We start from the raw sequence: 22,045 nt of genomic DNA, 5'->3' as shown, positions 1-22,045 counted from the left end.
CGAGTATATCGTCGCCGGGAATCGGGGGGAAACCCTCACTTGTACAGGTAGTCAGGCAGTCTTACTATCTGCAAAAAGTCAGGCAGGCTTACCAGTTTCGGATTCGGGCCGCCTGGACATGCATCAATCAATCCCAATAGCGAAGTGAACATGGAATCGATTCAGGTAGACGTGATGATCTGTGGCGGCGGGCCGTGCGGTCTGATGCTGGCTAACGAGCTTGGCCGTCGCGGAGTCTCGGTGTTTCTGGCTGACGAAAAGGCCACCACCGCATTCAATCCCCAGGCCAACGCGACTCAGGCCCGCACGATGGAGCACTTCCGCCGGCTCGGCTTTGCCGATGAGATCCGCGCGCAAGGTTTGCCGCCGGATTTCCCGACGGATATCGCTTACTTCACCCGCTACGCGCAGCGCGAACTCGCGCGTTTCCGGCTGCCGTCCGCGCAGCAGGCCAAACTCAAGGCGCGCGAATTGAGAGGCTCGTGGAGTGCCGCGGAGCTGCCGCACCGGGTGTCGCAAAAGTACGTGGAAGCGGTGCTCAGACAGCAGGCCGAGCAGTTGCCGGGCGTGACGGTTCGCTATGGGCACCGGGTGACCGGTTTCACCGAAACGGCCGACGGCGTGACGACTACCGTGCAGGCTCAGTCCGGCGGCGCGCCGTTCACCGTCGAAAGCCGCTACCTCGTCGGCGCGGACGGCCCGCGCAGTTTCGTGCGCGAGCGTCTGGGATTTCGCTACACGGGCGAGACGGGAATCAGCCGGGACTTCATGGGCGGGCGGATGTTCGCGGTCTACCTGCGTTGTCCGGAGTTCTACCAGCGCGTGCCGCACGCGCCCGCGTGGATGAACGTGACGTTCAATCGCGAACGCCGGGCCTTCATGGCGGCGGTGGACGGCAAGGGCGAGTTCGCGTTCCACACGCAGCTGCGTCCGCACGAGAAGGAGGAGTCGATCACCGATGCGGACGCCCGCGCCTTGTTTATCGCGGCGACCGGCATCGATCTCGACGTGGAAGTGCTGTCGAAGGGCGGCTGGACAGCGGGGCACTCGCTGGTTGCCGAACACTTTCAGCGCGGACGCGTGTTCCTCGGCGGCGATGCGGTGCATCTGTTCACGCCGACCGGCGGGCTCGGCTACAACACCGCGGTCGAGGATGCCGTCAACCTCGGCTGGAAACTGGCGGCGGTGATGCAAGGCAAAGCGCACGCGAGCCTGCTCGACAGCTACGAGTTGGAGCGTCGTCCGTTGGCAATCAGGAACACCGGCTATGCGCGGGCCTTCGCCGATTCGCTGGGTCTGTACACGCCGGTGGAAGAAATCGAGGAAGACAGCACTCGCGGCGAGGCGGCGCGAAGCGAAGCCGGCGAGTATCTCGGCCAGCACGGCCGCGCGGAATTCAACATCCCCGGCATCACGTTCGGCGGACGGTACGACGGCTCCCCGGCCATCGTGCCGGACGGCTCGCAGCCGCCGGCCGATGCGCCGAACGTCTACACGCCGAGCGCCTGTCCGGGTGGCCGGCCGCCGCACGCGTGGCTGGAAGATGGTTCGTCGCTGTTCGACGCGTTCGGCTTCGACTGGACGTTGCTGGTGTTGGGCTCCGCCGCGATCGATACCACGCCGTTCTCGTCCGCGATGCAACGTTCCAACGTCGATCTGCGAATCGTGCGGGTCACGGATCCTGAAGTCAGCGCGCTTTACGAAGCGCCGCTCGTCCTGATCCGTCCTGACCAGATCGTCGCCTGGCGTGGCGACACCGGCGCGGACGCGGTAGCCATCGTCAACCGGTTACTGGGTGAACACAAGTGACACAGCGTTTTACGTACGACATCAACCCCGGGCGGATTCTGTTCGGCACGGGTACGCTCGATGCGGTCGCCGGTCAGATCGAGCAACTCGGCGCAAAACGCGCATTGATCCTGTCGACGCCGTTCCAGCGCGCGGATGCCGAGAAACTCGCACGCCGGATCGGCCCGCTCGCGGCCGGCGTATTCAGCGAAGCCCGCATGCATACGCCGGTAAGCGTGACGCTCGACGCAATCGCGGCGTTCGACGCACTCGGCGCGGACTGTCTGGTGGCGCTCGGCGGCGGTTCGACGATTGGTCTGGGCAAGGCGATCGCATTGCGCAACGACGCGCCGCAGATCGTGGTCGCGACGACCTACGCGGGCTCCGAGGTCACGCCGGTAGTCGGGCAGACCGAGAACGGCGTGAAGACGACAGTTCGGGATCCGAAGGTTCTGCCCGAAGTGGTGATCTACGATCCGGCGCTGACGCTCGAACTGCCCGTCGCGATGAGCGTCACCAGCGGTCTGAATGCGATCGCGCATGCGATGGAGGGCATGTATGCGCGCGATCGCAATCCGGTGTCGTCGCTGATGGCCGTCGAGGGCGTGCGAGCACTGCGCGATGCGCTGCCGGTGATCGTGAAAGAGCCGGGCGATCTGGCCGCGCGCAGCGATGCGCTGTACGGCTCGTGGCTGTGCGGTTCGGTGCTGGGGACCGTCGGCATGGCGTTGCATCACAAGCTCTGCCACACGCTGGGCGGCAGTTTCGACCTGCCGCATGCGGACACGCACGCGATCATGCTGCCGCACTCGGCGGCGTACAACGCGCAGGCGGCGGCCGCTGAACTGCAGCCGCTGGCCGACCTGTTCGGCGGGTCGATCGGTGGCGGGCTGTACGACTTCGCGCAGTCGCTCGGCGCGCCGCGCGCGTTGCGCGATCTCGGCGTCGATGAAGCGCAGCTCGATCGCGCCGCTGATCTGGCGGTGAAAAATCCGTACTGGAATCCCCGGCCGGTCGAGCGTGACGCGCTCCGCGAACTATTGCAACGCGCGTGGCAAGGCACGCGGCCCGAATGACCCGTAACGAGCGCGACAAGCGCAACAAGCGTTCTTCACCGGAAATAACCATGACCCAGTTTTTTAATGAAGCGAATTCCGTCGAGGCCGTCAATGCACGCATCGGCGCGGACGTCAGCCCCCGTCTGAAGGAGGTGATGAGTTCGCTGGTCGCGCACCTGCATGCGTTCGTCAAAGACGTCCAGCTCACGCAACCGGAATGGGAATTCGCGATCGACTTCCTGACCCGTACGGGCCAGATATGTAGTGAGGAGCGCCAGGAATTCATTCTGCTGAGCGACACGCTCGGCGTGTCGATGCTGGTCGATGCGCTCAACAACCGGCGTCCGCCCGCCGCGACCGAGAACACCGTAATGGGGCCGTTCTTCGTCGCGGGTGCGCCGCAACGCGAGATGGGCGCGACTATCTCGCTCGACGGCAACGGCGAGAGCTGTCGGTTCGAAGGCCGCGTGCTCGATCTCGAAGGCCGGCCGGTGAGCGGGGCGCGCATCAACGTGTGGTCCGACAATGCCGATGGCTTCTACGACGTTCAGCAGCCCGGGGTCCAGCCTAAATGGAACAACCGGGGTGTGTTCTCGACCGGCGCGGACGGACGTTACAGCTTCACCGGGATCAAGCCGGTGTCCTATCCGATTCCACACGATGGCCCGGTCGGCACGATGCTCACGGCCCTCGGTCGCGGACCGTATCGTCCGGCGCATATGCACTTCATCGTGGAAGCCGCGGGTTTTCAGACGATCGTCACGCATACGTTCGTCGGCGACGACGCGTACCTCGGGTGCGATGCGGTGTTCGGCGTCAAGGACAGCCTGGTCGCGCCTTTCGAACCCGCGGGCGACGCGAACACCGCGTGGCGTTCGCGGTTCGACTTCGTGCTGACGCCAGTCTGAGTTCAGTTCGAGTTCAGTTCGACGTCAATGCGGCGCGGACGGATCAAACAGCAATTTCAGAGTAGGCCCGTCAAAGGGCCGGTTAAAGGCGGTGTGGTCGAAGAACAATAAACGAGCGATCGGCCGCCTCGGTAAAACATCAAGAGGAGACATTGAATGGCAGGCTATATAGCTCCGTCCCGTAGCGGCGGAGACGCACGAACCGGACGCCACGACGAGGCGACCAACACCGGCGGCGCAGCGGCAGTCGACATCGGAGCGGTGCTCGACGACGGTCCATTCACGAGGTTTCAGAAACTGATCGTGCTGCTGGCCGCGCTCGCGGTTATTTTCGACGGCGGCGACACGCAGATGATCGGCTTCGCGATTCCCGTGCTGATCAAGGAATGGGGGATCACGCGCAATGCGTTTGCGCCGGTGGTGGCGGCCGGGCTCGCGGGGATGGGCATCGGCAGCGCCTGTGCGGGCCTGCTTGCCGATCGCTTCGGGCGGCGCGGCGCGGTGATCGGCAGCGTACTCGTATTCGGCGCCGCCACCGGTGCGATCGGCTTCGCGCCGAACGTCGCCGCGATCGCGCTGCTGCGCTTCGTGGCCGGGCTCGGCATCGGCGGCGCGGTACCGACCTGCGCGACGCTGACCGCGGAGTACACGCCGGCCCGATTCCGCACCATCGCCATCACGATCACGATCCTGTGCATTCCGCTCGGCGGTATGTTCGCTGGCCTGTTCTCCAGCGCGATCCTCGCGACCCACGGCTGGCGCATGCTGTTCGTCGTGGGCGGCGTGCTTCCGCTGGCGCTCGCGGCCGTGCTGTTGCTGCTGCTGCCGGAGTCGCCGCGCTTTCTGTCGCGCCGGCCGGCTCGCTGGGGCGAACTGAGACGACTGCTCGCGCGGATGGGCCGTCACGTGTCCGCCGATGCGCAATTCGTCGATGTCCGCGAACAGCTTGCCGAGCGGCACCTGGGGTTCACCGCGCTCTTCAAGGACGGGCGCGCGGCCGACACCGTGGCGATCTGGTGCGCGTTCTTCATGTGTCTGCTGGCCGTCTACGCGGCGTTCAGCTGGTTGCCGACCATGTTGGCCAACGAAGGCTTGTCCGTGCGGATCGCCGGCTACGGATTGACGCTCTATAACCTGGGCGGCGCAATTGGCGCGCTGGCGTGCGCGGTGGTCATCGGGCGGTATGGCTCGCGTGTGCCGCTGATCGCCTGTTGCCTCGGGGCGATCGCGAGCGTCGGCCTGATGATGACCATCGACGTCGCGCAGCATGTCACCGCGACGATGGCCGGGTTCTTCGCGCATGGCCTGTTCGTCAACGCGGTCCAGGTGGCGATGGTGGCACTGTGCGCGCATGTCTATCCGACCGGCGTGCGCGCGACCGGTACCGCGTCGGCCTTTTCATTCGGGCGGATCGGCTCGATCGTCAGCGCCTTTGCGGGCGCCGCGGTGATCACCGCGGGCGGCGCGACGTCGTATCTGCTGATGCTCGGCGCGGCGATGGCAATCGTGCTGATCGCGCTCGCGGTGGTGCGGCGTCATATTCCGTCCCGCGCGCAGATGAACCACTGAAACTGGAGCATCGTGCCGGCAGTTGATACGGGGTCCGTAACATAAGCGCCGAGCGCCTCGATCCGGCATCGCGCTTGCTCTCACATCGAGCGACCGCGCAGCGATAAACTGCGCCAGGTCTTCCCAACCGGAGAGCGTGATGAAGCTGGTCGACTGGAACATACAGTGGGGCGGCGGGGTCGACGGCCGTGTCGATCTCGGCCGGATCGTTCGCGAGGCGCGAGCGCTGTGCGATTTCGACGTGCTGTGTTTGCAGGAAGTCACGCGCGGCTTCAACGACGCCCCGGCGCGCGGCGGACTGAAGGGCGCGCCATCGGTCGATCAGTTCGCCGAACTGGCCGCTCTGCTGCCGGACATGAGCGTGTTCGACGCGATCGGCTCCGATCTTCCTTCGCCGGGAGCGAGCCGCAAGCGCCGCCAGTTCGGCAATGCGATCGCGACCCGCTTGCCGGTGCGGCAGGTGCTTCGGCATTCTCTGCCGTGGCCCGCCGATCCGGCCAAACCGTCGATGTTGCGCGTCGCGCTCGAAGTGGTGCTCGAAGCCGATATCGGTCCGCTGCGGGTGATCAGCACGCATCTGGAGTTCTATTCGGAAACGCAGCGTCTCGCGCAGGTGGAGAGACTGCGCGAGTTGCATCGGGAAGCTTGCGAGCACGCACGTTTTCCAGCGAAGGCGGAAAAGCCCGACAGTCCATTTGCCGATACCGCGCGTCCGCTCAGCGCGGTTTTATGCGGCGACTTCAACAGCGCATTCGAAGACAGCGCGTATTGCAGGATGCTCGAACCGATTGCCGACGCGCCGGCGTTCGTCGATGCATGGACCCGCGCGCATCCCGGCGAGCCGCGCGCTGCGACGGTCGGTTTGTACGATCGCGAGCAATGGCCGGACGGACCGTTCGCGTGCGATTTCGTGTTCGTCACGGAAGACTTGCGCGCACGCGTTGCGTCGTGCGATGTCGATCCGCATAGCCGTTCGTCGGATCATCAGCCGCTGTGGATGGAACTGGTTTGATGTGAGTTGGGTGTCGCGGGTGCCGGGCAAAGGCCCGGACACCTGCGCGTGTGGCGTGAATCTAGATTGGAATGAAAGAGGGCAGGCGTGCGCCGTATTGGCCGTTACTGTTTGCCGGCGTCGTCGCGCTGAACGTCTTTCTCGACGATCTCCATGTCGATGGTCCGCCCATCGTCGCCGAACGGACGGGAATCACCAAACGGACGCGCCTCGCCGAACGTGGTGCGCGGCTGTTGGCGAAGCTTGCGCGTCTTCCACCACAGATAGCCGACGACGATCACGCCGACGCCGAACAGCACCGCGAGCAGAACCAGCGACAGCACGGCGGCCGCCACGAACACCACAGCGCTCACGGCGAGGACCAGCAAGCGGCTGAACCATCCGGTGCCGCCGATCCGGATCCCTTTCTCGTAGGTCACCCGCGGTCGCGGGGGCATATCGTTTTGCATCGATCATCTCCAGGCTAACGTCCGGCGAATGCGGACAGACGGTTGCCGGTGGGGCAGTGCGCCAAAAATAAAAACCGGTGACCTGGTTGTGGTCGACCGGTACTTAACTTCGATTATGCGTCACGATGCCAACGAGCGGCTTGCCGCGCGTGATCCGCCGCGGCGCACGGCGTCGTTCCGAACCCGTCTGGCGGCCACCGCGAAGCGCCGCTCGTGGCGACGAAAAGGCCCGCACGGCAGGTACATTCGTTGCCGTCACAGATGCGACAAAATGCGCGTCCACGGCTGAAGTCGAGCACCTATCCTAAAAAAGAGCACCACACCTGGAACTTCAGATCAACGGAGACGATCATGCTCAGCCCCCATGAAATCGCCGCGCTCATGCTGCTCGACACGAACCCGCGTCCGGAGCAACTCGATTTTGGCGACCTCGACGCGCTGTGCGAGCGCCAATTGGTGTCGCTGGAAAAGCTCGCGTCGGGATCGGTTCACGGGCGTCTGACCGCACGAGGCCGCTCGGTACTGAAGTCGGTGGCAAGGCTTCATTAGCCGCTGGCCGGCTATCAGCCCAGGTACTAAGCCAGGTACTAAGCCAGCTAATAAGCCAGGTAACAAGCCTGGTGCTTTGACTTGCAGGAGCAATCACATGAAACCGTCCGTCGCGCGAAGCGCAATCCACACGATTGTCCGGGAGCATCAACAGCTTTCGGCGGTGGTCAACGGCATGACCCGGTTTGTCGAGTCGAACGCTGAAGGCGCGCATCGACCCGACCCGATGGTGATGCGGGCGATGCTTTACTACATCCGCGAATATCCGGAGCAGGTCCATCATCCGAAGGAGGACAAGTACCTGTTCGCGCGGCTGCGATCGCGCAGCGATGAACTGGACGACGTGATCGACGAACTGGAGGCTCAGCACGTGGAAGGCGCGGCGCGGGTACGTGCCATGGACGAGGCGCTGACCCGCTATGAACTGAGCGGCGCTTCAGCAGCGCCGGCCTTGCGAACGCTGGTCAATGAGTACGCGGCGTTTTACGCGCGTCACAGGCGCCTGGAGGAGGAGATCATTCTGCCGGCGGCGCTGCGGTTCTTTTCCGCGCTCGACTGGATGGAACTGGACGAAGCATTCGAAGCCAACCGCGATCCGTTCAACGGCAGCGAACTTCAGGGCGGACTGGACCGCTTGTATGGGCTGATCGTGAATACGGTCGGCACGACGATCGAATAAGACATTGCCGGCACGGCGCGCATGGCGCTCAGGGTTTCCAGGGCCACGTCGGATAGATGCGCTGGCTGGTCTCGATGCTCTCGCGGCCTTTGCCGCTTTGCTCGTCGGCGAGCGGAGCGGCGCCGGCGGCAACGTCCTCCGCCACGGCCGGATCGTCCGCATCGGTTTGGTTCGATGACTCCCGCAGGTCCTCGTTAGCTTCCGGCAACGGCACGCCGACACCGAACCACGACACTTCGCCCTTCAGGCTGGCGACATACGCGCGCCATCCGTCCGGATTGCCGGCGAACAGCTTGCTTTGGACGGTCGCCGCGAGCCCTTCGCGGTTCAACTCGGGCTCCAGCAGTTCGCGCGGCCAGTCGAGCAACGCACCGGTCGCACCCCGCACGAATTCCAGTGAAGTCATCCGCGCCGACACGTGCTCGAGCAGCGGCAAGCGCGCGAGGTCGTGATCCGTTGCGGCCAACTCATGCACGGTCCGATGCTGATCGTCATATTTAACGAGCCGGTTCACCGCCTCCAATACATCCGCGAGGTGCAGCAACAGGGCCCGGCGTTCGTATGCGTCTTTCATCTGCTGATTTCTCTGCTGAAGGTCGATTCGCGATTTTAACGCCCCGTTCGACCGGAGGCCGGCGCTCGCGTTCCGAGACTCAGGCCACCAGCGGAACCGCACTCGTACATTTGATTTCGTCGAGACACACGCTCGATTTGACGCCGCTCACGCCAGGAATGCGCATCAGCGTATCGAGCAGAAATTCCGACAGTGCCTTCAGATCATGCGCGACGACCTTCAGCATGTAATCGATATCACCGGTCACGACGAAGCATTCCTGCACCTGGCTCAGCTCCGAAATCATCCGCTTGAATTTGGACAGGTCGCGCACATGGCCGCGCTCCATCGTCACCTGAATGAACGCGACTACGCCAAAGCCGAGCATCTGCGCGTCGAGCCGGGTTTCGTAGCACTTGACCACGCCCAGTTCTTCGAGCCGGCGATGACGCCTGAGCGTCTGAGCGGGCGACAGGTTGATCGCCTCGGCGAGTTCGAGATTGGAGATGCGCCCTTGCGACTGAAGAATCTCCAGCAAACGCAGGTCGATACGGTCGAATTCGGCGGTCTGCACTTTTCTTTCTCCGTCTATCAATGAAAGGAAATTTTAGTGCGCCAATAAGGGTTTGTCTTTGCCTCTTAGGAAATCATATTGCGGCGGTAAAAAATTACACTGGTTTCCAATGCAGCTGAGAAAGACGCAGTCGAGCACTGCAAATCAGCGGGCGTGCAGGCTGCACGACCGCGTCGCCGCGAAATGAATAGCGAAATTTTCTTTCATCTATCCGACATCAAACTACACAGCCGCATCGACAACACAGATCTTTACCAGACACGGCACCGGCGTCACAAGCGCGGTGCCATGACGCCGCGGTACCTTTCGCCCGCCTGACCAGCGCGGACGAAAAGCGCGGCGTGACGCGCGGAATCCATCGCAGAACCCAGGAGACAGGAGAGAACATGGAGGCTCACCAGCAGCACGGCTCGCTACACCGCGGGCTGAAGAATCGTCATATCCAGTTGATCGCGCTAGGCGGCGCAATCGGCACCGGACTTTTTCTCGGCATTGCACAGACCATCAAAACGGCGGGGCCGTCGGTGCTGCTCGGCTACGCGATCGCGGGCATCGTCGCGTTCTTTATCATGCGGCAGCTCGGCGAAATGGTCGTCGACGAGCCGGTGGCCGGTTCGTTCAGTTACTTCGCCGGCAAATACTGCGGCCAGTTCTCCGGTTTCGTGTCCGGCTGGAATTACTGGGTGCTGTATATCCTGGTGTCGATGGCGGAATTGTCGGCGGTCGGTATTTACATGCAGTACTGGTGGCCGGGTCTACCCACGTGGGTCTCCGCGCTAGTCTGCTTCTGCCTGATCAATGCGGTGAACCTCACCAGCGTGAAGTCGTACGGCGAACTGGAGTTCTGGTTCTCGATCGTCAAGGTCGCGGCGATCGTCGGGATGATCGGCTTCGGCGGCTATCTGCTGGTGTCGGGCCATGCGGGTCCCGAAGCGGGCGTCGCCAATCTCTGGCGACACGGCGGCTTCTTCCCGAACGGCGTATCGGGTCTCGTGATGGCGATGGCCGTGATCATGTTCTCGTTCGGCGGCCTGGAACTCGTCGGCATTACCGCCGCCGAGGCCGACGATCCTTCGCGCACGATTCCGCGCGCGATCAATCAGGTGATCTATCGAATCCTGATCTTCTACGTCGGCGCGCTCGGTGTGCTGCTGTCGCTGTATCCGTGGCAAAAAGTCGTGACGGGCGGCAGTCCGTTCGTGCTGATCTTTCACGCGATGAATAGCAACTTCGTCGCCAATGTACTCAATGCGGTGGTGCTGACGGCCGCGCTGTCGGTGTACAACAGCGGCGTCTATTGCAACAGCCGGATGCTGTACGGTCTCGCCGGCCAGGGTAATGCGCCGCGCGGGCTGTTGAAGGTCAATTCGCGCGGCATTCCGCTCGTCGCGCTGGGCGTTTCCGCACTGGCCACGGCCGTCTGCGTGGTGATCAACTACCTGATGCCGGGCAAGGCGTTCGAACTGTTGATGGGGCTCGTCGTGTCCGCGCTGATCATCAACTGGGCAATGATCAGCGTCATCCATCTGCGCTTTCGCGCCGCCAAAACGCGCGCCGGCGAAACGACCGCGTTCCGCAGCCTCGGCTATCCGCTGACCAACTACCTGTGTCTGGTGTTCCTCGCGGGCATTCTGGTCGTGATGTGGCTGATTCCGGATCTGCGCCTGTCGGTCTACCTGATTCCCGTGTGGCTTGTCGCGCTGGCCGTCGGTTATCGGCTGCGCAATCGACGCGCGGACGAATCGGTCGCGGTCGGCGTGCCGACGCGCTAAGCGCCGCGTGTGTCCAATCTTCTAGCCCAATCCAGGAACCAGCATGTTCGAACACATCGATGCCTATCCGGGCGACCCGATCCTCACGTTGAACGAGAACTTCGCGAAAGACCCGCGCGACAATAAAGTCAATCTGAGCATCGGCATTTACTACGACGACCAGGGCCGCCTGCCGGTGATGCAGGCGGTGCGCGAAGCCGAAGCGCAACTGTTTGCGGAACCCGGGCCGAAACCGTATCTGCCGATGGCCGGCTTCGCGCAGTACCGCAACGCGGTGCAAGCGCTGCTGTTCGGTGACGACTCGCAAGCACGCAGCGAAGGGCGCATCGCGACGGTGCAGACGCTGGGCGGCTCGGGCGCTCTGAAGGTCGGCGCGGATTTTATCAAGCGCTATTTTCCGGGCTCGAAAGTGTGGGTCAGCGATCCGACGTGGGAAAACCACCGCTTTATTTTCGAGCGTGCGGGCTTCGAGGTCGGCGCGTATCCGTACTACGACGAAGCGAGCGGCGGCCTGCAATTTCCGGCGATGCTCGCGGCGATCGACGCGCTGCCGGCCCGCAGCGTCGTGCTGCTGCACGCGTGCTGTCACAACCCGACCGGCGTCGATCTGAACGACGCGCAATGGGTGCAGCTGATCGACGTGATGAAGCGGCGCGAGCTGCTGCCGTTCATCGATATCGCGTATCAGGGCTTCGGCGCGGGCATCGAAGCGGACGCGTTTGCGCTTCGCGAACTCGCGCGCCGGAACATGCCCGCGTTGGTGGCCAATTCGTTTTCAAAGAACTTTTCGCTGTATGGCGAGCGCTGCGGCGGACTGTCGGTGATCTGCGAGTCGCCCGAGATTGCCGTGCGCGTGCTGGGTCAATTGACGAGCGCGGTGCGCGCGAACTACAGCAATCCGCCGACGCACGGCGCGAAGATCGTCGCGCGTGTGCTGGGCACACCGGCACTGCGGCAAGCATGGCAAGAGGAGCTGGCATCGATGTGTGGACGCATCCTGCGGATGCGCGCGCAGATTCATGAATGCCTGCGCGGCAAGGTGCCGGATGCGCTGCTCGCGCGCTATATCGAGCAGCGCGGGATGTTCACCTATGCCGGACTGTCCGCACAGCAGGTCGACACGCTGCGCGACACGCACGGTGTCTACCTGATCCGCTCCGGGCGCATGTGCGTCGCCGCGTTGAACGACAACAACGTCGCGGCGGTCGCCGGCGCGATCGCGAAGGTGGTCGCACAACGCGGCGCCTGGAGCAACGTCTAGAGCAACGCCTGGGTCCGCGGATCGGCCTCGCCGCCGAAATACTTGCGCAGCGCTTCGACAAACACATCGTTGTCAGTCGTCGCGTGCGCGAACAGCGTGATCGACGAACGAAACTTCAGGTCATCCGGATACCCGAAGATGTCCTCGATCGAACGTTCGTTAACCTGATTGACCAGTTGCGTCGTTTCACGCAACCGCGGGCCGAGTAGCGGGTGGCGCAGATAGGCGTCGGCCTCAGCGAGCGACGCAAGCGCGTAGTGCTGGGCCATCGCGCTGGCGCCGAGCCCCCGGATTTGCGGAAACACGAACCACATCCAATGACTGCGCTTGCGGCCTTGCCGCAACTCATCGCAGACCTGGGCGTAAACCGGGTCCTGAGCATCGACGAAACGTTGCAGGTCGTAGGGATCGTCCATTGGGTAGTCCTCCTGATATCGGTCAGGCAAGCAATCCTCGAGCCGGACCTGCTTTGCCTTCGACACATTGCTGTCATCCGGACATGCGATGGTCGATCGTAATCTCAATGAAAGCAATTGGGTGCTCATCACTCTCGTGGATTTCATAACCAACGGATGGCAAGTATGACGAAGAGAATTGCAGTGGTAACCGGCGGTATGGGCGGGCTCGGCGAAGCGATCAGCACGAAGCTGCACGACGCCGGTTATGCGGTGGTGGTCACGCACTCGCCGAACAACACGGGCGCATCCGGGTGGCTGGCCAATATGGAAGCGCAGGGCCGTAACTTTCTCGCGTATCCGGTCGACGTGGCCGACTACGATTCGTGCCAGCGTTGCGCGGCCAGTATTCGAGCGGAAGCGGGGCCGGTCGATATTCTGGTGAACAACGCCGGCATCACCCAGGACATGACGCTGCGCAAGATGGACAAGGTCAACTGGGACGCGGTGATCCGCACCAATCTGGATTCGATCTTCAATATGACCAAGCCGCTGTGCGAAGAGATGGTCGCGCGCGGCTGGGGACGCATCGTCAATATTTCGTCGGTCAACGGATCGAAGGGTTCGGTCGGCCAGACCAATTACGCGGCGGCCAAGGCCGGGATGCACGGCTTTACCAAATCGCTGGCGCTCGAAGTGGCGCGCAAAGGCGTGACCGTCAACACGATTTCGCCGGGTTACCTCGCAACCAAAATGGTCACCGCGATTCCGCAGGACATCCTCGACACCAAGGTGCTGCCGCATATCCCGATGGGGCGTCTGGGCAAACCGGAGGAGGTGGCCGCGCTGGTCGCCTATCTGTGCTCGGAAGACGCCGGCTTCGTGACCGGCGCGAATATCGCGATCAACGGCGGCCAGCACATGCACTGACCGTCTGGCACGAAGAACGCCGCGTTGAGCGCCGGTCCTTGCCGTGACGACGCAAGGACCGGCACGACGCACGAACGCGCCTGAAACGCGGGCGCGTCTACGCCAGCAGCGTTTCGTATTCGTCGCGAAACTGCGCGATCGAACTTTCGACCACCGTCACCGCGCCGTCGATCAGACCGCAGCGCCCGCTGCCCGGCAGAATCCGGCACAGGTTCTCCAGCGCCTCCAGGTCGGCGCGCACGCCGCGGCCGGTGTCGAGGCGATTGAGCAGCCGCATCATCTGGAAGGTCCCGCCCTTGCATGGCGGACATTGCCCGCACGAGCCCTGCGCGAAGAAGCTCACATACTCGGCGACCTTGCGGACGATGCTGGTGCCTTCCGACACGACGATCATCGCGCCGGTGCCCAAACGGGAGTGGCGTTGCCGCACCGAATCGAAGTCGAGCGCCACGTCGAGATCGCGCCTCGTCAGCAGCGTATTGGACGGCCCGCCGGTAAACACCGCCTTGAACTGCTTGCCCTGCAACATGCCGCCGCCATGCTCGAATACGAGCGTTGCGAGGCGGGTGCCCATCGGCAGTTCGTACAGACCGGGCCGCAGTACATCGCCCGATAGCGAGTAGAGCTTGGTTCCGGCCGCGTCGCCCGCGCCGAGTTCGCGATACCACTGCGCGCCGTGACGCAGAATGCCCGGCACGTGCGCGAGGGTCTCGGTGTTGTTGACGACGGTCGGCGCGCCATGCACGCCCTGTTCGGCGGGGAACGGCGGTTTGCGGCGCGGGAACGGAAAGCCCCCTTCGACGCTGGCGATCACCGCGGTTTCCTCGCCGCCGATATACAAGCCGGAGCTGGGCACGACGCGCAGCGACAGCGGCGTGCCGACAGACTGCCCGAGCGCCGCGAAGAGCGGATGCGCTTGCCACTGCCGCACGGCCTCGCGGGTCACCGCGAGCGCTTGCTGCTGATGCGGGTTCACATACAGCACGACGTGATTGGCACCGGTCGCGACGGCGGCGATCAGCGCGCCCTCGATCACCTGGTGCGGCGTATGTTCGAGCAGAAAGCGATCCTTGAAGGTGCCCGGTTCGTCCTCGTTGCCGTTGCAGATGATGTACTTGTCACCGGCGGGCGCGGCCGCCACCGGCACCCATTTGCGATGCGTGGGGAAGCCCGCGCCGCCCATTCCGCGCAAGTCGGCGGCGGCAATTTCCGCCAGCACCGCCGCCGGGTCATCGAGCGCGCGGCTCAGCCCCTCGCCGCCGCCGCGCGCGAGCCACGCGTCGAGGTCGGCGCCGACGCGGATCTCGTTCCGCAACAGAACCTGATTGAGCTTGTCCATTGGCGCTGGCTCCGTGGCTTGCCTCATCGTGTGTCGCCGGCCGCTTGCGGCGGCGCGTCCGGATGCAGGCCGGCAGCGGCTCGCAGATCGAAGTGCGCGTAGTCGGGAAAGAGTTGCGGCGCCTTGAAATCCGGCGACAGCCCCGCCAGCGTCAGTTCGCGCTGCCACGCATGCACGTGGCCGATGCTCGCGCGGCTCGCCATCACGCGGCCCTTTGCTTCTGCCGCGCTGCGCCCGGCGCGTCGTCCCATGCTGAGGATGTCGAGCAGCGCGTTGCCCATCAGCCGGTTGCGGCCGTGAATCCCACCGGTTAGTTCACCTGCGCAATAGAGGCCGGGCACGTTGGTCGCGCCGTGCGTATCGATCGCGACGCCGCCGTTCTGATAATGCAGCGTCGGATAAACCAGAAACGGCTCGCGCGCCGGATCGATCCCGCACTTGTGCGCGAGGTGCCGCAACGTGACGAGGCGTTGCGCGAGAATGCCGGGGTTCGCCAGTTCGAGCGTCGGCGTATCGAGAAACACGCCGGCCTGGCCGTCGCGCACGATCCCGCGGCCTTGCGCGCATTCGCGCAGGATCGCCGACGCAACCACGTCGCGCGGCTGCAGTTCATCGACGAAGCGTTCGCCTTCGCCATTGATCAGCGTCGCGCCGGCGGAGCGCGCCGCTTCGGAGATCAGCCCGCCCGCGAGCCGGGGCGGCCACGCGATGCCGGTCGGGTGGTACTGGAACGAATCGAGTTCGCGCAGCCGCGCGCCGAGCCGGTACGCGAGCACGAGGCCGTCGGCGGTCGCGCCGTAGTGGTTCGAGGTCGGGAACGCGTTCAGATGCAGGCGGCCGGCGCCGCCGGTCGCGAGGATCACCGAGCGCGCGCGGACCAGCACGAAGGTGCGCCATTCGAGGTTGTAGATCACCGCGCCCGCGCAGCCGCCGCGCTCGTCCGACAGCAGTTCGACGGCGGGGCAGCGGTTCCAGACGTCGATGCCCGGTTCCAGATACACCGCCTCGCGCAGCACCCGCATCATCTCCAGGCCGGTGTAATCGCGATACGACAGGATGCGCGCGGCCGATGCGCCGCCCGGTTTCTTGCGCAGCAGGTTGCCGCCGGCCGGCCGTTCGTCTTCGAGGTCGAACGCCATGCCGAGCTGGATCAGCCAGCGAATCACGTCGGGGCCGTCCATCACCATCTGCGCGACGAGTTCGGGGTCGCCGCAAAAATGGCCGGCGCGCAGCGTGTCTTCGAAATGCAGCTGCGGACTGTCGTCGTCGCCGATCGCCGCCTGGATCCCGCCTTCGGCCATCACCGTGTTGCTGTCGCCGAGCCGCAGCTTGCCGGCGACGATCACCCGCGCGCCTTGTTGCGCAGCGGTCAATGCGGCCGCGCAGCCGGCTCCGCCGCCGCCGATGATCAGCACATCGGTGCTGACGAGTTGCGCGCCGGCGAGGTCGACGTCGTCGATCAGCGCGTTCGCCTGCAGATGACGCGCGAGATCGGGCTGGCACGGGTCGCCGCGGTTCACGCCGACCTGTAGCGGGACGCGCGCATTCGCGCCGTGATCGGGGTGATACGCCTTCAGCAGTGCAGCGATGGGAGCGTCGTCGCTGCGCAGCGCGGGCGAGGTGCCCGGCTGATAGCGCCGGCGCGCGATTTCGTAGGGAATGCCAACGGTCATGATCGTGCGGGTCTCCGTCAGCGCGGCGGCCGCGCGCCCGGCGCGTCGAAATCGATCGTCATCTCGCCGCTGTCGATCTGCTGTAGCCGGCGGATCAGATTGGCCGGCCGCAACGATTGCGATGCGCTCATCCGTCTGACGAACAGGCCGAGATGATTGGGCCGGATATGTTCGGGGCAGGCGAGCGAGCACAGGTTGCACATCACGCATTCGTCGAATACGCGGCCCGCTTCGGCGAGCTTGCCGGCCACCGCGAGATTCACGCCTTGCTGAACTTCCAGGCTTTTCGGGCACGCGCGATCGCAGCCGCTGCAGTGACGGCAATGGGCGGCTTCGGGAAAGATGTCGGAGAGGGTGCGCAGCGCGTGCCAGCTATCGCCGAGTTCTTCCATCCGATAGGTGTGGCGCGTCTGGCTGCTGAAGTAATCGATGAACGCGACCTGCATGCCGTCCTCGATCAGCGTCTCGCACGCGAGCAGCGTTTTGACTTCCTGCTCGCCGCCGCGCCGGACCATCACGCGGCACGAGCCGCATACCCCCTGGCCCATGCAGCCGACGCCTTCGACCAGCGTCTGGCCGGCATGCTGAAACGCTTGCAGGATCGAGCAGTTATCCGGCGCTTCGAGTTCGCGCCCATCGATGCTCAGGCGAACCATCCGAGGTCTCCTTGCGAGGCGCTATCGCCACCATGGCGAGGCCGCGAAAAACGCTATGAAACATAGCACAGGAAAACGCGCAGAAGCGGGCTCGCGAGAGGGCGAGCGCGAGGCCCGATGCGGGATGCATGCGCGCGCCGAGCGGCGCTCCGTCTAACCGGCGGCGTGCGCGTAGTCTCGCGCGGCGGCGGGTGTGTTGCCGGTGCAGAGCCAGTGGATGTCGAGGCCGAACGCGGCGGCGAGACGGGTGCACGCGTTCAGCGGCGGCACCGTGATGCCGTGGCGCCAGTACTGCACGTCGTACTCGTTCACGCCCAACCATTTCGCGGCGTGCGCCGAGCTGATGCGGGCCCGTTTGAAGGCCCGGTCGAGGCGCGCGGCCAGTGCGCGCCGGAGGCGGTCATCGTCGACGCTACGTTCGAGATGGCCAATAGTCTGCAAATGCGGGTTCATGCCTCGGATCTCTCAGCTTGCTTTTTGTCGCTCGTCGCCGGCTGGTGGGCGGCGCCGCGTGACGGTCGCGAGACATTACGGGGCGGTGATGACACCGGTGTGAATCGATGCGCGCAATTGCGCGGAAGGCGGGTAAATATTGCGCGTCGCACAAAGTCACGCCACTGTAAAAAAGTCGGAAGAATAGGTATTTTTGAGACTACGGGTTTTCACTTAAATATTGTGTGAATCCTTTTATTGACGGGCGTTTCGGCGCGCGTGAGTGCGCTCCCGAGCGAACTCGGACCGTAATCTCGTTGACATTCTTCGGCAGCGATCTAGAATCGATTTGCTGCATCGCACCAAACGATTTTCCGGATGCGGTGCGCGGCGCGTGTCCCGCATTGCCGCGCACCGGCCCGGCCCGCAGTTCCCGCCCTACGATGGAGTTATCGATGATCAGTACTACCCCGCAACATTTCGTCGCCGCGCAGAAAGCGGGCGTCGACACGACGTTCGAGATCCTGAACAAAACGGCCGGCGCGTTCGAAAAGCTGGCCGCGCTGAACCTGCAAACCGTCCAGGCCGCGCTCGCGGACCAGCAGCAACGCGCGCGCGACGCGTTCGCCGCCAACGCGCCGCAGACGTTCTTTGCGCAGCAGGCGGGCCGCTCGCAACCCGCACTGGAACAAGCCCGATCCTATTGGCGCGAAGTTCACGAAATCGTGGCCGGCACGCGCGCGGATTTTCTGGCGCTCGCGCAAGCGCGGGTGAGCGCGTATCGCAGCGAGGCGCAAGGCTATTTCGACAATCTGGCGAAACAGGCGGCGCCCGCCGAAACCGCCGGGAAGTAAGCACGCAGTCGTGCACGCGCCACCGCCGGCCGGCCCGGCGGTGGCCGTCGACGGTTACGCGGCGGGCCCGCTTGCCGGCCGTTACCGGTACCTCGACGACAGTGCCACCTGTCCAACGCGGAGCTGTCAGGCAGCCCGAAGGAGCAGTGGATGAATACGGCAAAGAGGACCCTGCAGTCGCTGGTCGATAAATGGCTGACCTCGGCGACCCCGGTGCGGCTCACCCGCGTCGGCCGCTCCGGTGCGAACTGCAGGCGTTGCATCCACATCGAGGCGCAGCGCGCGGACGGCCTCGTCGGGCTGTTTTTCTTCCGTCACGACGACGGTTCATGGCAGGTGTTTCCACCCGGGAAAGACGGCTTGCCGTAACACGAATGCGTTGGGGTTGACCGCAACAGACATCTGGCGACGAATGACGGATTCTTGTCTGCGGAAAACATTCATTCGGCGTAAAACTTTATTGCGCCGATCACAATTACCGATACGAATGCCCACCCAAGCGAGTCTTCAACCGATTACCGTCACGGCCCTTCATTCGTCCAAGGGGGCAAGAGCGAACATGCGCACGGCAAGTCCTGCTTTGACCGACCGGCTGAGTCAGTATCGTTTGCTGATACTCGAGATGATCGCGAGAGGCCTGCCGTACGACGAGTGTCTGGACGCGATTGCCGATTGCGTCGCCGAACTCGGCAACGGTTTGCGCGCGTGGTTCGTGCTGGCGGACGAGTCGAGGAGCCGGGTCGAACGCATCCAGGGCAAGCAGGTGCCGCCGTTGCTGCGCGACAAGCTGCCCGGCGCGCCGATCGACGACTCGTGGTTCGGCACCTGCGGCCGCACGATCCACCGGGGCGAGCGCACCATCTGCAGCGACGTGGCGGGCGACCGGCGCTGGGCCGCCCGCTGGCGCGACGTGTGCGTCGCGTCGGATATTCAGGCGTGCTGCTCGACGCCGGTGTTCGTCGGCGGCACGCGGCCGGTGGGCTCGCTGCTGCTGGCGCGCGACGCGCCCGGCGAATTTTCCGTCGAGCAGACCGGCGTCGCCGACATCGCCGCGTATCTGGTGAGCGTGCTGATCCAGCGCACGAGGACCAACGCGTTGGCGCTCGAAGCGCGCGCCAGCATCGAAGAGCGGATCGCCAGCCTGCATCAGCTGATCGGCATTTGCCTCGAACTGAGCGCGATCCGGCAGGAGCGCGACTTCGTGCGGGCCGTGCTGAAGTCAGCCTGCCGGCTCTCCAATGCGCCGTTTGCCAGCGTGCAATTGCCGGCGCCGTGGCAACGGCTCGCCGGCGCGCGGGAGATCAATCCGCGCATCGCGTTGTCGCCCGCGTTCAATGCACAGCTGGCGAAGCAACTGGGCGCGACGCCCGGCGGCGCGAAAAGCCGCTTCGTCGGCGACATCGCGAAAACGAGCCTGCCGGACGCGCTGAGCGGCGCGTTGCGCAAGGAAGGGGTGCGGGCGATGCAGTTCACCACGGTCGGCGCCGGGCAACCGCGCCCTGTCGGCATGCTGTGCATGTACTGGAGCGTCGCGCGCGCGCCGTCCGCGACTCGCGCATGGGCGCTGGAGGCGCTCGCGACGCTGACCGCTTCGCTGGCCACGCGCTTCGAGCCCGCCGGCACGGCTTGAGCGAAACGGCAGGAAGCGCGAATCGGTATGCGCGAACACAACGCGCGATCCGCGCCGTAACGGCCGGAGTACACTGATTTTCGCGGCGTCGTGACCGCGCAAGGAGGTCGAAATGAGATTCGCCGAACTGTTCAGGCGCCCGAAGCGGGGCGTCAAGGTCGCTCACGCATCCGAAGCAGAGCCGCACGAGGATCACGCGAAGGCGCTGCAAAAGGAGGCGAGAAAGCAGTGGGACGTGGTCGGGCGCAATCGCCACAAGAACGCGAAGTGGCAGTAGCGCGAGGACGAGCACCGCGAGCGTTTCCCTACCGATGCCGGGCCGCGGCTTCGCCCGGCAGCTACGATAAAATGGCGGGTTTTCCCCTGACAACACCCGCCCGTGCAATCCGCTCCCTCCGCCACACCCGCTACCGCGCGCGACGCTAGCGCCGACGCCGCCGACTCCAGCCACGATCTCGTCTACGGTCCGAACGACCGCCCCGCGCCGACCATCGCGTTCGTCGCGGCCCTCCAGCATCTGCTCGCGATCCTCGTGCCGATCGTCACGCCGGGCCTTTTGATCTGCCAGGCGCTCGGCGTATCGAGCCGCGACACCACGCTGATCGTGTCGATGTCGCTGGTCGTCTCCGGCATCGCGACCTTCCTGCAATGCAAACGCGTCGGGCCGCTCGGCGCGGGCCTGCTGATCGTGCAGGGCACCAGCTTCAACTTCGTCGGCCCGCTGATCGCGGGCGGCAGCCTGATGGTCAAGCAGGGCACACCGGTCGAAACGGTGATGGCGGCGATCTTCGGCGTCGTGATCGCGGGCTCGTTTGTCGAGATCGGCGTGTCGCGGATCCTGCCGTTCGTCAAGCGGCTGATCACGCCGCTGGTGACCGGCATCGTCGTGCTGTTGATCGGCCTCACGCTGATCAAGGTCGGTCTGATCAGCATGGGCGGCGGCTATGGCGCGATTGCGAAGGGCAACTTCGCGAGCGTCGAAAACCTCACGCTGTCCGGTCTCGTGCTCGGCACGATCATCGTGCTCAATCGCGTGCCGGTGGTGTGGGTGCGCAGCACCGCGCTAGTGATCGCGCTGGCCGTCGGTTATGTCGTGGCGGGCGTGATGGGCCGGCTCGACTTCACCGGCGCGCGCGAAGCGTCGCTGCTGCAGATCCCGACGCCGCTGCACTTCGGCCTCGGTTTCTCGTGGTCGCTGTTCGTGCCGATGCTGATCATTTATCTGGTCACGTCGCTCGAAGCGATCGGCGACGTCACCGCGACCAGCAAGATTTCGAAAGAGCCGGTCGAAGGGCCGGTGTGGATGCGGCGCATCAAGGGCGGCGTGCTGGTGAACGGTGTCAACTCGCTGATCGCAGGTTTCTTCAATACGTTCCCGAGTTCGGTGTTCGCGCAGAACAACGGCGTGATCCAGCTGACCGGTATTGCCAGCCGTCACGTCGGGATGTGGATCGCGGGCATGCTGGTCGTGCTCGGTCTGTTCCCGCCGGTGGCCGGCGTGTTGCAGGCGGTGCCGGAACCGGTGCTCGGCGGCGCGGCGATGGTGATGTTCGGCGCGGTCGCCGCGTCCGGCATCAATATTCTCGCGGGCATTCGACTCGACCGCCGCGCGCTGTTGATCATCGCGGTGTCGCTCGCGCTGGGGCTCGGTGTATCGCAGGTGCCGGAGATTCTCACGAGCTTGCCGCATGCGTTGAAGAACGTGCTCGAATCGGGCGTCGCGACGGGCGGCATCTGCGCGTTGCTGATGAACTGGTTTTTGCCTGAAAAGCGTTGATGCGCGACGCCGGCGGTCACGCCGGCGACGCGGCTCGCGGTGTTGCCGCCGCGGGGGCCGGGGTGCCGAAACGGCGCTTTCCCGGCGGTTTCTCCCTACAAAAGCAGTCGCGCGGTGATGGTACATTAGCAGCCTGACCTCGCAGAACCCGGGCGCGCGCGACGCGTCGCCCGAGGCGTCGGTCCCG

Annotated in this window: 23 protein-coding genes; 15 read left to right on the top strand and 8 right to left on the bottom strand. The window is 64.7% G+C overall.

Features of this window, described 5'->3' with window-relative positions; all coding sequences use genetic code 11:
• The first annotated feature begins 150 nt into the window (after positions 1-150).
• The 5 genes from BTH42_RS12965 (at position 151) to BTH42_RS12945 (ending at position 6,335) form a co-directional block, all read left to right on the top strand.
• Positions 151-1,809, top strand: a complete 1,659-nt coding sequence (locus BTH42_RS12965; RefSeq protein WP_075299834.1) for an FAD-dependent oxidoreductase — start codon at positions 151-153, stop codon at positions 1,807-1,809.
• A complete protein-coding gene (locus BTH42_RS12960; protein ID WP_075299832.1) occupies positions 1,806-2,864 on the top strand; it encodes a maleylacetate reductase in 1,059 nt (352 codons plus the stop codon). The genes BTH42_RS12965 and BTH42_RS12960 overlap by 4 nt, the downstream gene beginning before the upstream one ends.
• A gap of 50 nt (positions 2,865-2,914) precedes the next feature.
• Positions 2,915-3,754 carry a dioxygenase gene (locus BTH42_RS12955; protein WP_075299830.1) on the top strand — a complete coding sequence of 280 codons (840 nt, stop codon included), beginning with the start codon at positions 2,915-2,917 and terminating at the stop codon, positions 3,752-3,754.
• A gap of 156 nt (positions 3,755-3,910) precedes the next feature.
• A complete protein-coding gene (locus BTH42_RS12950) occupies positions 3,911-5,323 on the top strand; it encodes an MFS transporter (protein WP_075299829.1) in 1,413 nt (470 codons plus the stop codon).
• A gap of 139 nt (positions 5,324-5,462) precedes the next feature.
• Positions 5,463-6,335 (top strand): endonuclease/exonuclease/phosphatase family protein, encoded by an 873-nt coding sequence (locus tag BTH42_RS12945; RefSeq protein WP_075299827.1) that lies wholly within the window; start codon positions 5,463-5,465, stop codon positions 6,333-6,335.
• 104 nt (positions 6,336-6,439) lie between these two features.
• On the opposite strand, the gene BTH42_RS12940 is transcribed toward BTH42_RS12945, so the two are convergent.
• Positions 6,440-6,784: a hypothetical protein gene (locus BTH42_RS12940; RefSeq protein WP_075299825.1), complete on the bottom strand. Its 345-nt coding sequence runs from the start codon at positions 6,782-6,784 to the stop codon at positions 6,440-6,442.
• A 351-nt stretch (positions 6,785-7,135) separates the two neighbouring features.
• On the opposite strand from BTH42_RS12940, the gene BTH42_RS12935 reads away from it, so the two are divergent.
• Both BTH42_RS12935 and BTH42_RS12930 read left to right on the top strand, forming a co-directional pair.
• Positions 7,136-7,333, top strand: coding sequence for a hypothetical protein (locus BTH42_RS12935; RefSeq protein ID WP_075299823.1), 198 nt, complete (start codon positions 7,136-7,138; stop codon positions 7,331-7,333).
• Between the two features lie 97 nt (positions 7,334-7,430).
• Positions 7,431-8,012, top strand: a complete 582-nt coding sequence (locus BTH42_RS12930; protein ID WP_075299821.1) for a hemerythrin domain-containing protein — start codon at positions 7,431-7,433, stop codon at positions 8,010-8,012.
• 28 nt (positions 8,013-8,040) lie between these two features.
• Here the strand turns inward: BTH42_RS12930 and BTH42_RS12925 are convergent, their stop codons facing one another.
• Positions 8,041-8,586: a hypothetical protein gene (locus BTH42_RS12925; protein ID WP_075299819.1), complete on the bottom strand. Its 546-nt coding sequence runs from the start codon at positions 8,584-8,586 to the stop codon at positions 8,041-8,043.
• Positions 8,587-8,665: 79 nt separating this feature from the next.
• Positions 8,666-9,139 (bottom strand): Lrp/AsnC family transcriptional regulator, encoded by a 474-nt coding sequence (locus BTH42_RS12920; RefSeq protein WP_075299817.1) that lies wholly within the window; start codon positions 9,137-9,139, stop codon positions 8,666-8,668.
• Positions 9,140-9,525: 386 nt separating this feature from the next.
• Here BTH42_RS12920 and BTH42_RS12915 point away from each other — a divergent pair, with 386 nt between their 5' ends.
• Both BTH42_RS12915 and BTH42_RS12910 read left to right on the top strand, forming a co-directional pair.
• The gene (locus BTH42_RS12915) at positions 9,526-10,911 is read left to right on the top strand and encodes an amino acid permease (RefSeq protein WP_075299815.1); all 1,386 of its coding nucleotides are present in this window, start codon (positions 9,526-9,528) and stop codon (positions 10,909-10,911) included.
• A 43-nt stretch (positions 10,912-10,954) separates the two neighbouring features.
• A complete protein-coding gene (locus BTH42_RS12910; RefSeq protein WP_075299813.1) occupies positions 10,955-12,172 on the top strand; it encodes an amino acid aminotransferase in 1,218 nt (405 codons plus the stop codon).
• Here BTH42_RS12910 and BTH42_RS12905 read toward each other — a convergent pair.
• On the bottom strand, positions 12,169-12,588 hold the full coding sequence (locus BTH42_RS12905) for a DUF1810 domain-containing protein (protein ID WP_075299802.1): 420 nt from the start codon (positions 12,586-12,588) through the stop codon (positions 12,169-12,171). The two genes, BTH42_RS12910 and BTH42_RS12905, sit on opposite strands and share 4 nt — an antisense overlap.
• 165 nt (positions 12,589-12,753) lie before the next feature.
• On the opposite strand from BTH42_RS12905, the gene phbB reads away from it, so the two are divergent.
• Positions 12,754-13,497 (top strand): acetoacetyl-CoA reductase, encoded by a 744-nt coding sequence (gene phbB / locus BTH42_RS12900; RefSeq protein WP_075299800.1) that lies wholly within the window; start codon positions 12,754-12,756, stop codon positions 13,495-13,497.
• Between the two features lie 97 nt (positions 13,498-13,594).
• Here the strand turns inward: phbB and BTH42_RS12895 are convergent, their stop codons facing one another.
• The 4 genes from BTH42_RS12895 to BTH42_RS12880 form a co-directional block, all read right to left on the bottom strand.
• Entirely contained in the window at positions 13,595-14,836 is a 1,242-nt protein-coding gene (locus tag BTH42_RS12895) for an NADH-quinone oxidoreductase subunit F (protein WP_075299798.1), read from the bottom strand.
• A 23-nt stretch (positions 14,837-14,859) separates the two neighbouring features.
• The gene (locus BTH42_RS12890) at positions 14,860-16,509 is read right to left on the bottom strand and encodes an FAD-binding protein (RefSeq protein ID WP_075299796.1); all 1,650 of its coding nucleotides are present in this window, start codon (positions 16,507-16,509) and stop codon (positions 14,860-14,862) included.
• A 17-nt stretch (positions 16,510-16,526) separates the two neighbouring features.
• The gene (locus BTH42_RS12885; protein WP_075299794.1) at positions 16,527-17,165 is read right to left on the bottom strand and encodes a 2Fe-2S iron-sulfur cluster-binding protein; all 639 of its coding nucleotides are present in this window, start codon (positions 17,163-17,165) and stop codon (positions 16,527-16,529) included.
• 153 nt (positions 17,166-17,318) lie between these two features.
• The gene (locus tag BTH42_RS12880) at positions 17,319-17,618 is read right to left on the bottom strand and encodes a hypothetical protein (protein ID WP_075299792.1); all 300 of its coding nucleotides are present in this window, start codon (positions 17,616-17,618) and stop codon (positions 17,319-17,321) included.
• Positions 17,619-18,052: 434 nt separating this feature from the next.
• Here BTH42_RS12880 and phaP point away from each other — a divergent pair, with 434 nt between their 5' ends.
• From phaP to BTH42_RS12860, 5 genes are all read left to right on the top strand, one after another.
• Entirely contained in the window at positions 18,053-18,451 is a 399-nt protein-coding gene (gene phaP / locus BTH42_RS12875) for a TIGR01841 family phasin (protein WP_075299790.1), read from the top strand.
• A gap of 150 nt (positions 18,452-18,601) precedes the next feature.
• Positions 18,602-18,820 (top strand): hypothetical protein, encoded by a 219-nt coding sequence (locus BTH42_RS12870; protein WP_075299788.1) that lies wholly within the window; start codon positions 18,602-18,604, stop codon positions 18,818-18,820.
• Between the two features lie 190 nt (positions 18,821-19,010).
• Entirely contained in the window at positions 19,011-20,081 is a 1,071-nt protein-coding gene (locus tag BTH42_RS12865) for a GAF domain-containing protein (RefSeq protein WP_178392162.1), read from the top strand.
• A 112-nt stretch (positions 20,082-20,193) separates the two neighbouring features.
• The gene (locus BTH42_RS35440; RefSeq protein ID WP_178392161.1) at positions 20,194-20,358 is read left to right on the top strand and encodes a hypothetical protein; all 165 of its coding nucleotides are present in this window, start codon (positions 20,194-20,196) and stop codon (positions 20,356-20,358) included.
• A gap of 102 nt (positions 20,359-20,460) precedes the next feature.
• Positions 20,461-21,858: a uracil-xanthine permease family protein gene (locus tag BTH42_RS12860; protein WP_075299784.1), complete on the top strand. Its 1,398-nt coding sequence runs from the start codon at positions 20,461-20,463 to the stop codon at positions 21,856-21,858.
• The last annotated feature ends 187 nt before the right edge of the window (positions 21,859-22,045 follow it).

The organism is Burkholderia sp. SRS-W-2-2016, assembly GCF_001931485.1.
Taxonomy (GTDB): Bacteria; Pseudomonadota; Gammaproteobacteria; order Burkholderiales; family Burkholderiaceae; genus Paraburkholderia.
Note: the sequence above shows the minus strand (reverse complement) of the source record. Positions and strands in the feature narration are given on the sequence as shown.

Bases quoted from the DNA above. Each gene is read 5' to 3' on its own strand.
- BTH42_RS12905 (WP_075299802.1), bottom strand. From the start codon at position 12,588: ATGGACGATCCCTACGACCTGCAACGTTTCGTCGATGCTCAGGACCCG.
- phbB (WP_075299800.1), top strand. From the start codon at position 12,754: ATGACGAAGAGAATTGCAGTGGTAACCGGCGGTATGGGCGGGCTCGGC.
- BTH42_RS12930 (WP_075299821.1), top strand. From the start codon at position 7,431: ATGAAACCGTCCGTCGCGCGAAGCGCAATCCACACGATTGTCCGGGAG.
- BTH42_RS12945 (WP_075299827.1), top strand. From the start codon at position 5,463: ATGAAGCTGGTCGACTGGAACATACAGTGGGGCGGCGGGGTCGACGGC.
- BTH42_RS12955 (WP_075299830.1), top strand. From the start codon at position 2,915: ATGACCCAGTTTTTTAATGAAGCGAATTCCGTCGAGGCCGTCAATGCA.
- BTH42_RS12890 (WP_075299796.1), bottom strand. From the start codon at position 16,509: ATGACCGTTGGCATTCCCTACGAAATCGCGCGCCGGCGCTATCAGCCG.
- BTH42_RS12950 (WP_075299829.1), top strand. From the start codon at position 3,911: ATGGCAGGCTATATAGCTCCGTCCCGTAGCGGCGGAGACGCACGAACC.
- BTH42_RS12865 (WP_178392162.1), top strand. From the start codon at position 19,011: ATGCGCACGGCAAGTCCTGCTTTGACCGACCGGCTGAGTCAGTATCGT.
- BTH42_RS12895 (WP_075299798.1), bottom strand. From the start codon at position 14,836: ATGGACAAGCTCAATCAGGTTCTGTTGCGGAACGAGATCCGCGTCGGC.
- BTH42_RS12880 (WP_075299792.1), bottom strand. From the start codon at position 17,618: ATGAACCCGCATTTGCAGACTATTGGCCATCTCGAACGTAGCGTCGAC.
- BTH42_RS12935 (WP_075299823.1), top strand. From the start codon at position 7,136: ATGCTCAGCCCCCATGAAATCGCCGCGCTCATGCTGCTCGACACGAAC.
- BTH42_RS12925 (WP_075299819.1), bottom strand. From the start codon at position 8,586: ATGAAAGACGCATACGAACGCCGGGCCCTGTTGCTGCACCTCGCGGAT.
- BTH42_RS12940 (WP_075299825.1), bottom strand. From the start codon at position 6,784: ATGCAAAACGATATGCCCCCGCGACCGCGGGTGACCTACGAGAAAGGG.
- BTH42_RS12870 (WP_075299788.1), top strand. From the start codon at position 18,602: ATGAATACGGCAAAGAGGACCCTGCAGTCGCTGGTCGATAAATGGCTG.
- BTH42_RS12965 (WP_075299834.1), top strand. From the start codon at position 151: ATGGAATCGATTCAGGTAGACGTGATGATCTGTGGCGGCGGGCCGTGC.
- BTH42_RS12915 (WP_075299815.1), top strand. From the start codon at position 9,526: ATGGAGGCTCACCAGCAGCACGGCTCGCTACACCGCGGGCTGAAGAAT.
- BTH42_RS12885 (WP_075299794.1), bottom strand. From the start codon at position 17,165: ATGGTTCGCCTGAGCATCGATGGGCGCGAACTCGAAGCGCCGGATAAC.
- BTH42_RS35440 (WP_178392161.1), top strand. From the start codon at position 20,194: ATGAGATTCGCCGAACTGTTCAGGCGCCCGAAGCGGGGCGTCAAGGTC.
- phaP (WP_075299790.1), top strand. From the start codon at position 18,053: ATGATCAGTACTACCCCGCAACATTTCGTCGCCGCGCAGAAAGCGGGC.
- BTH42_RS12910 (WP_075299813.1), top strand. From the start codon at position 10,955: ATGTTCGAACACATCGATGCCTATCCGGGCGACCCGATCCTCACGTTG.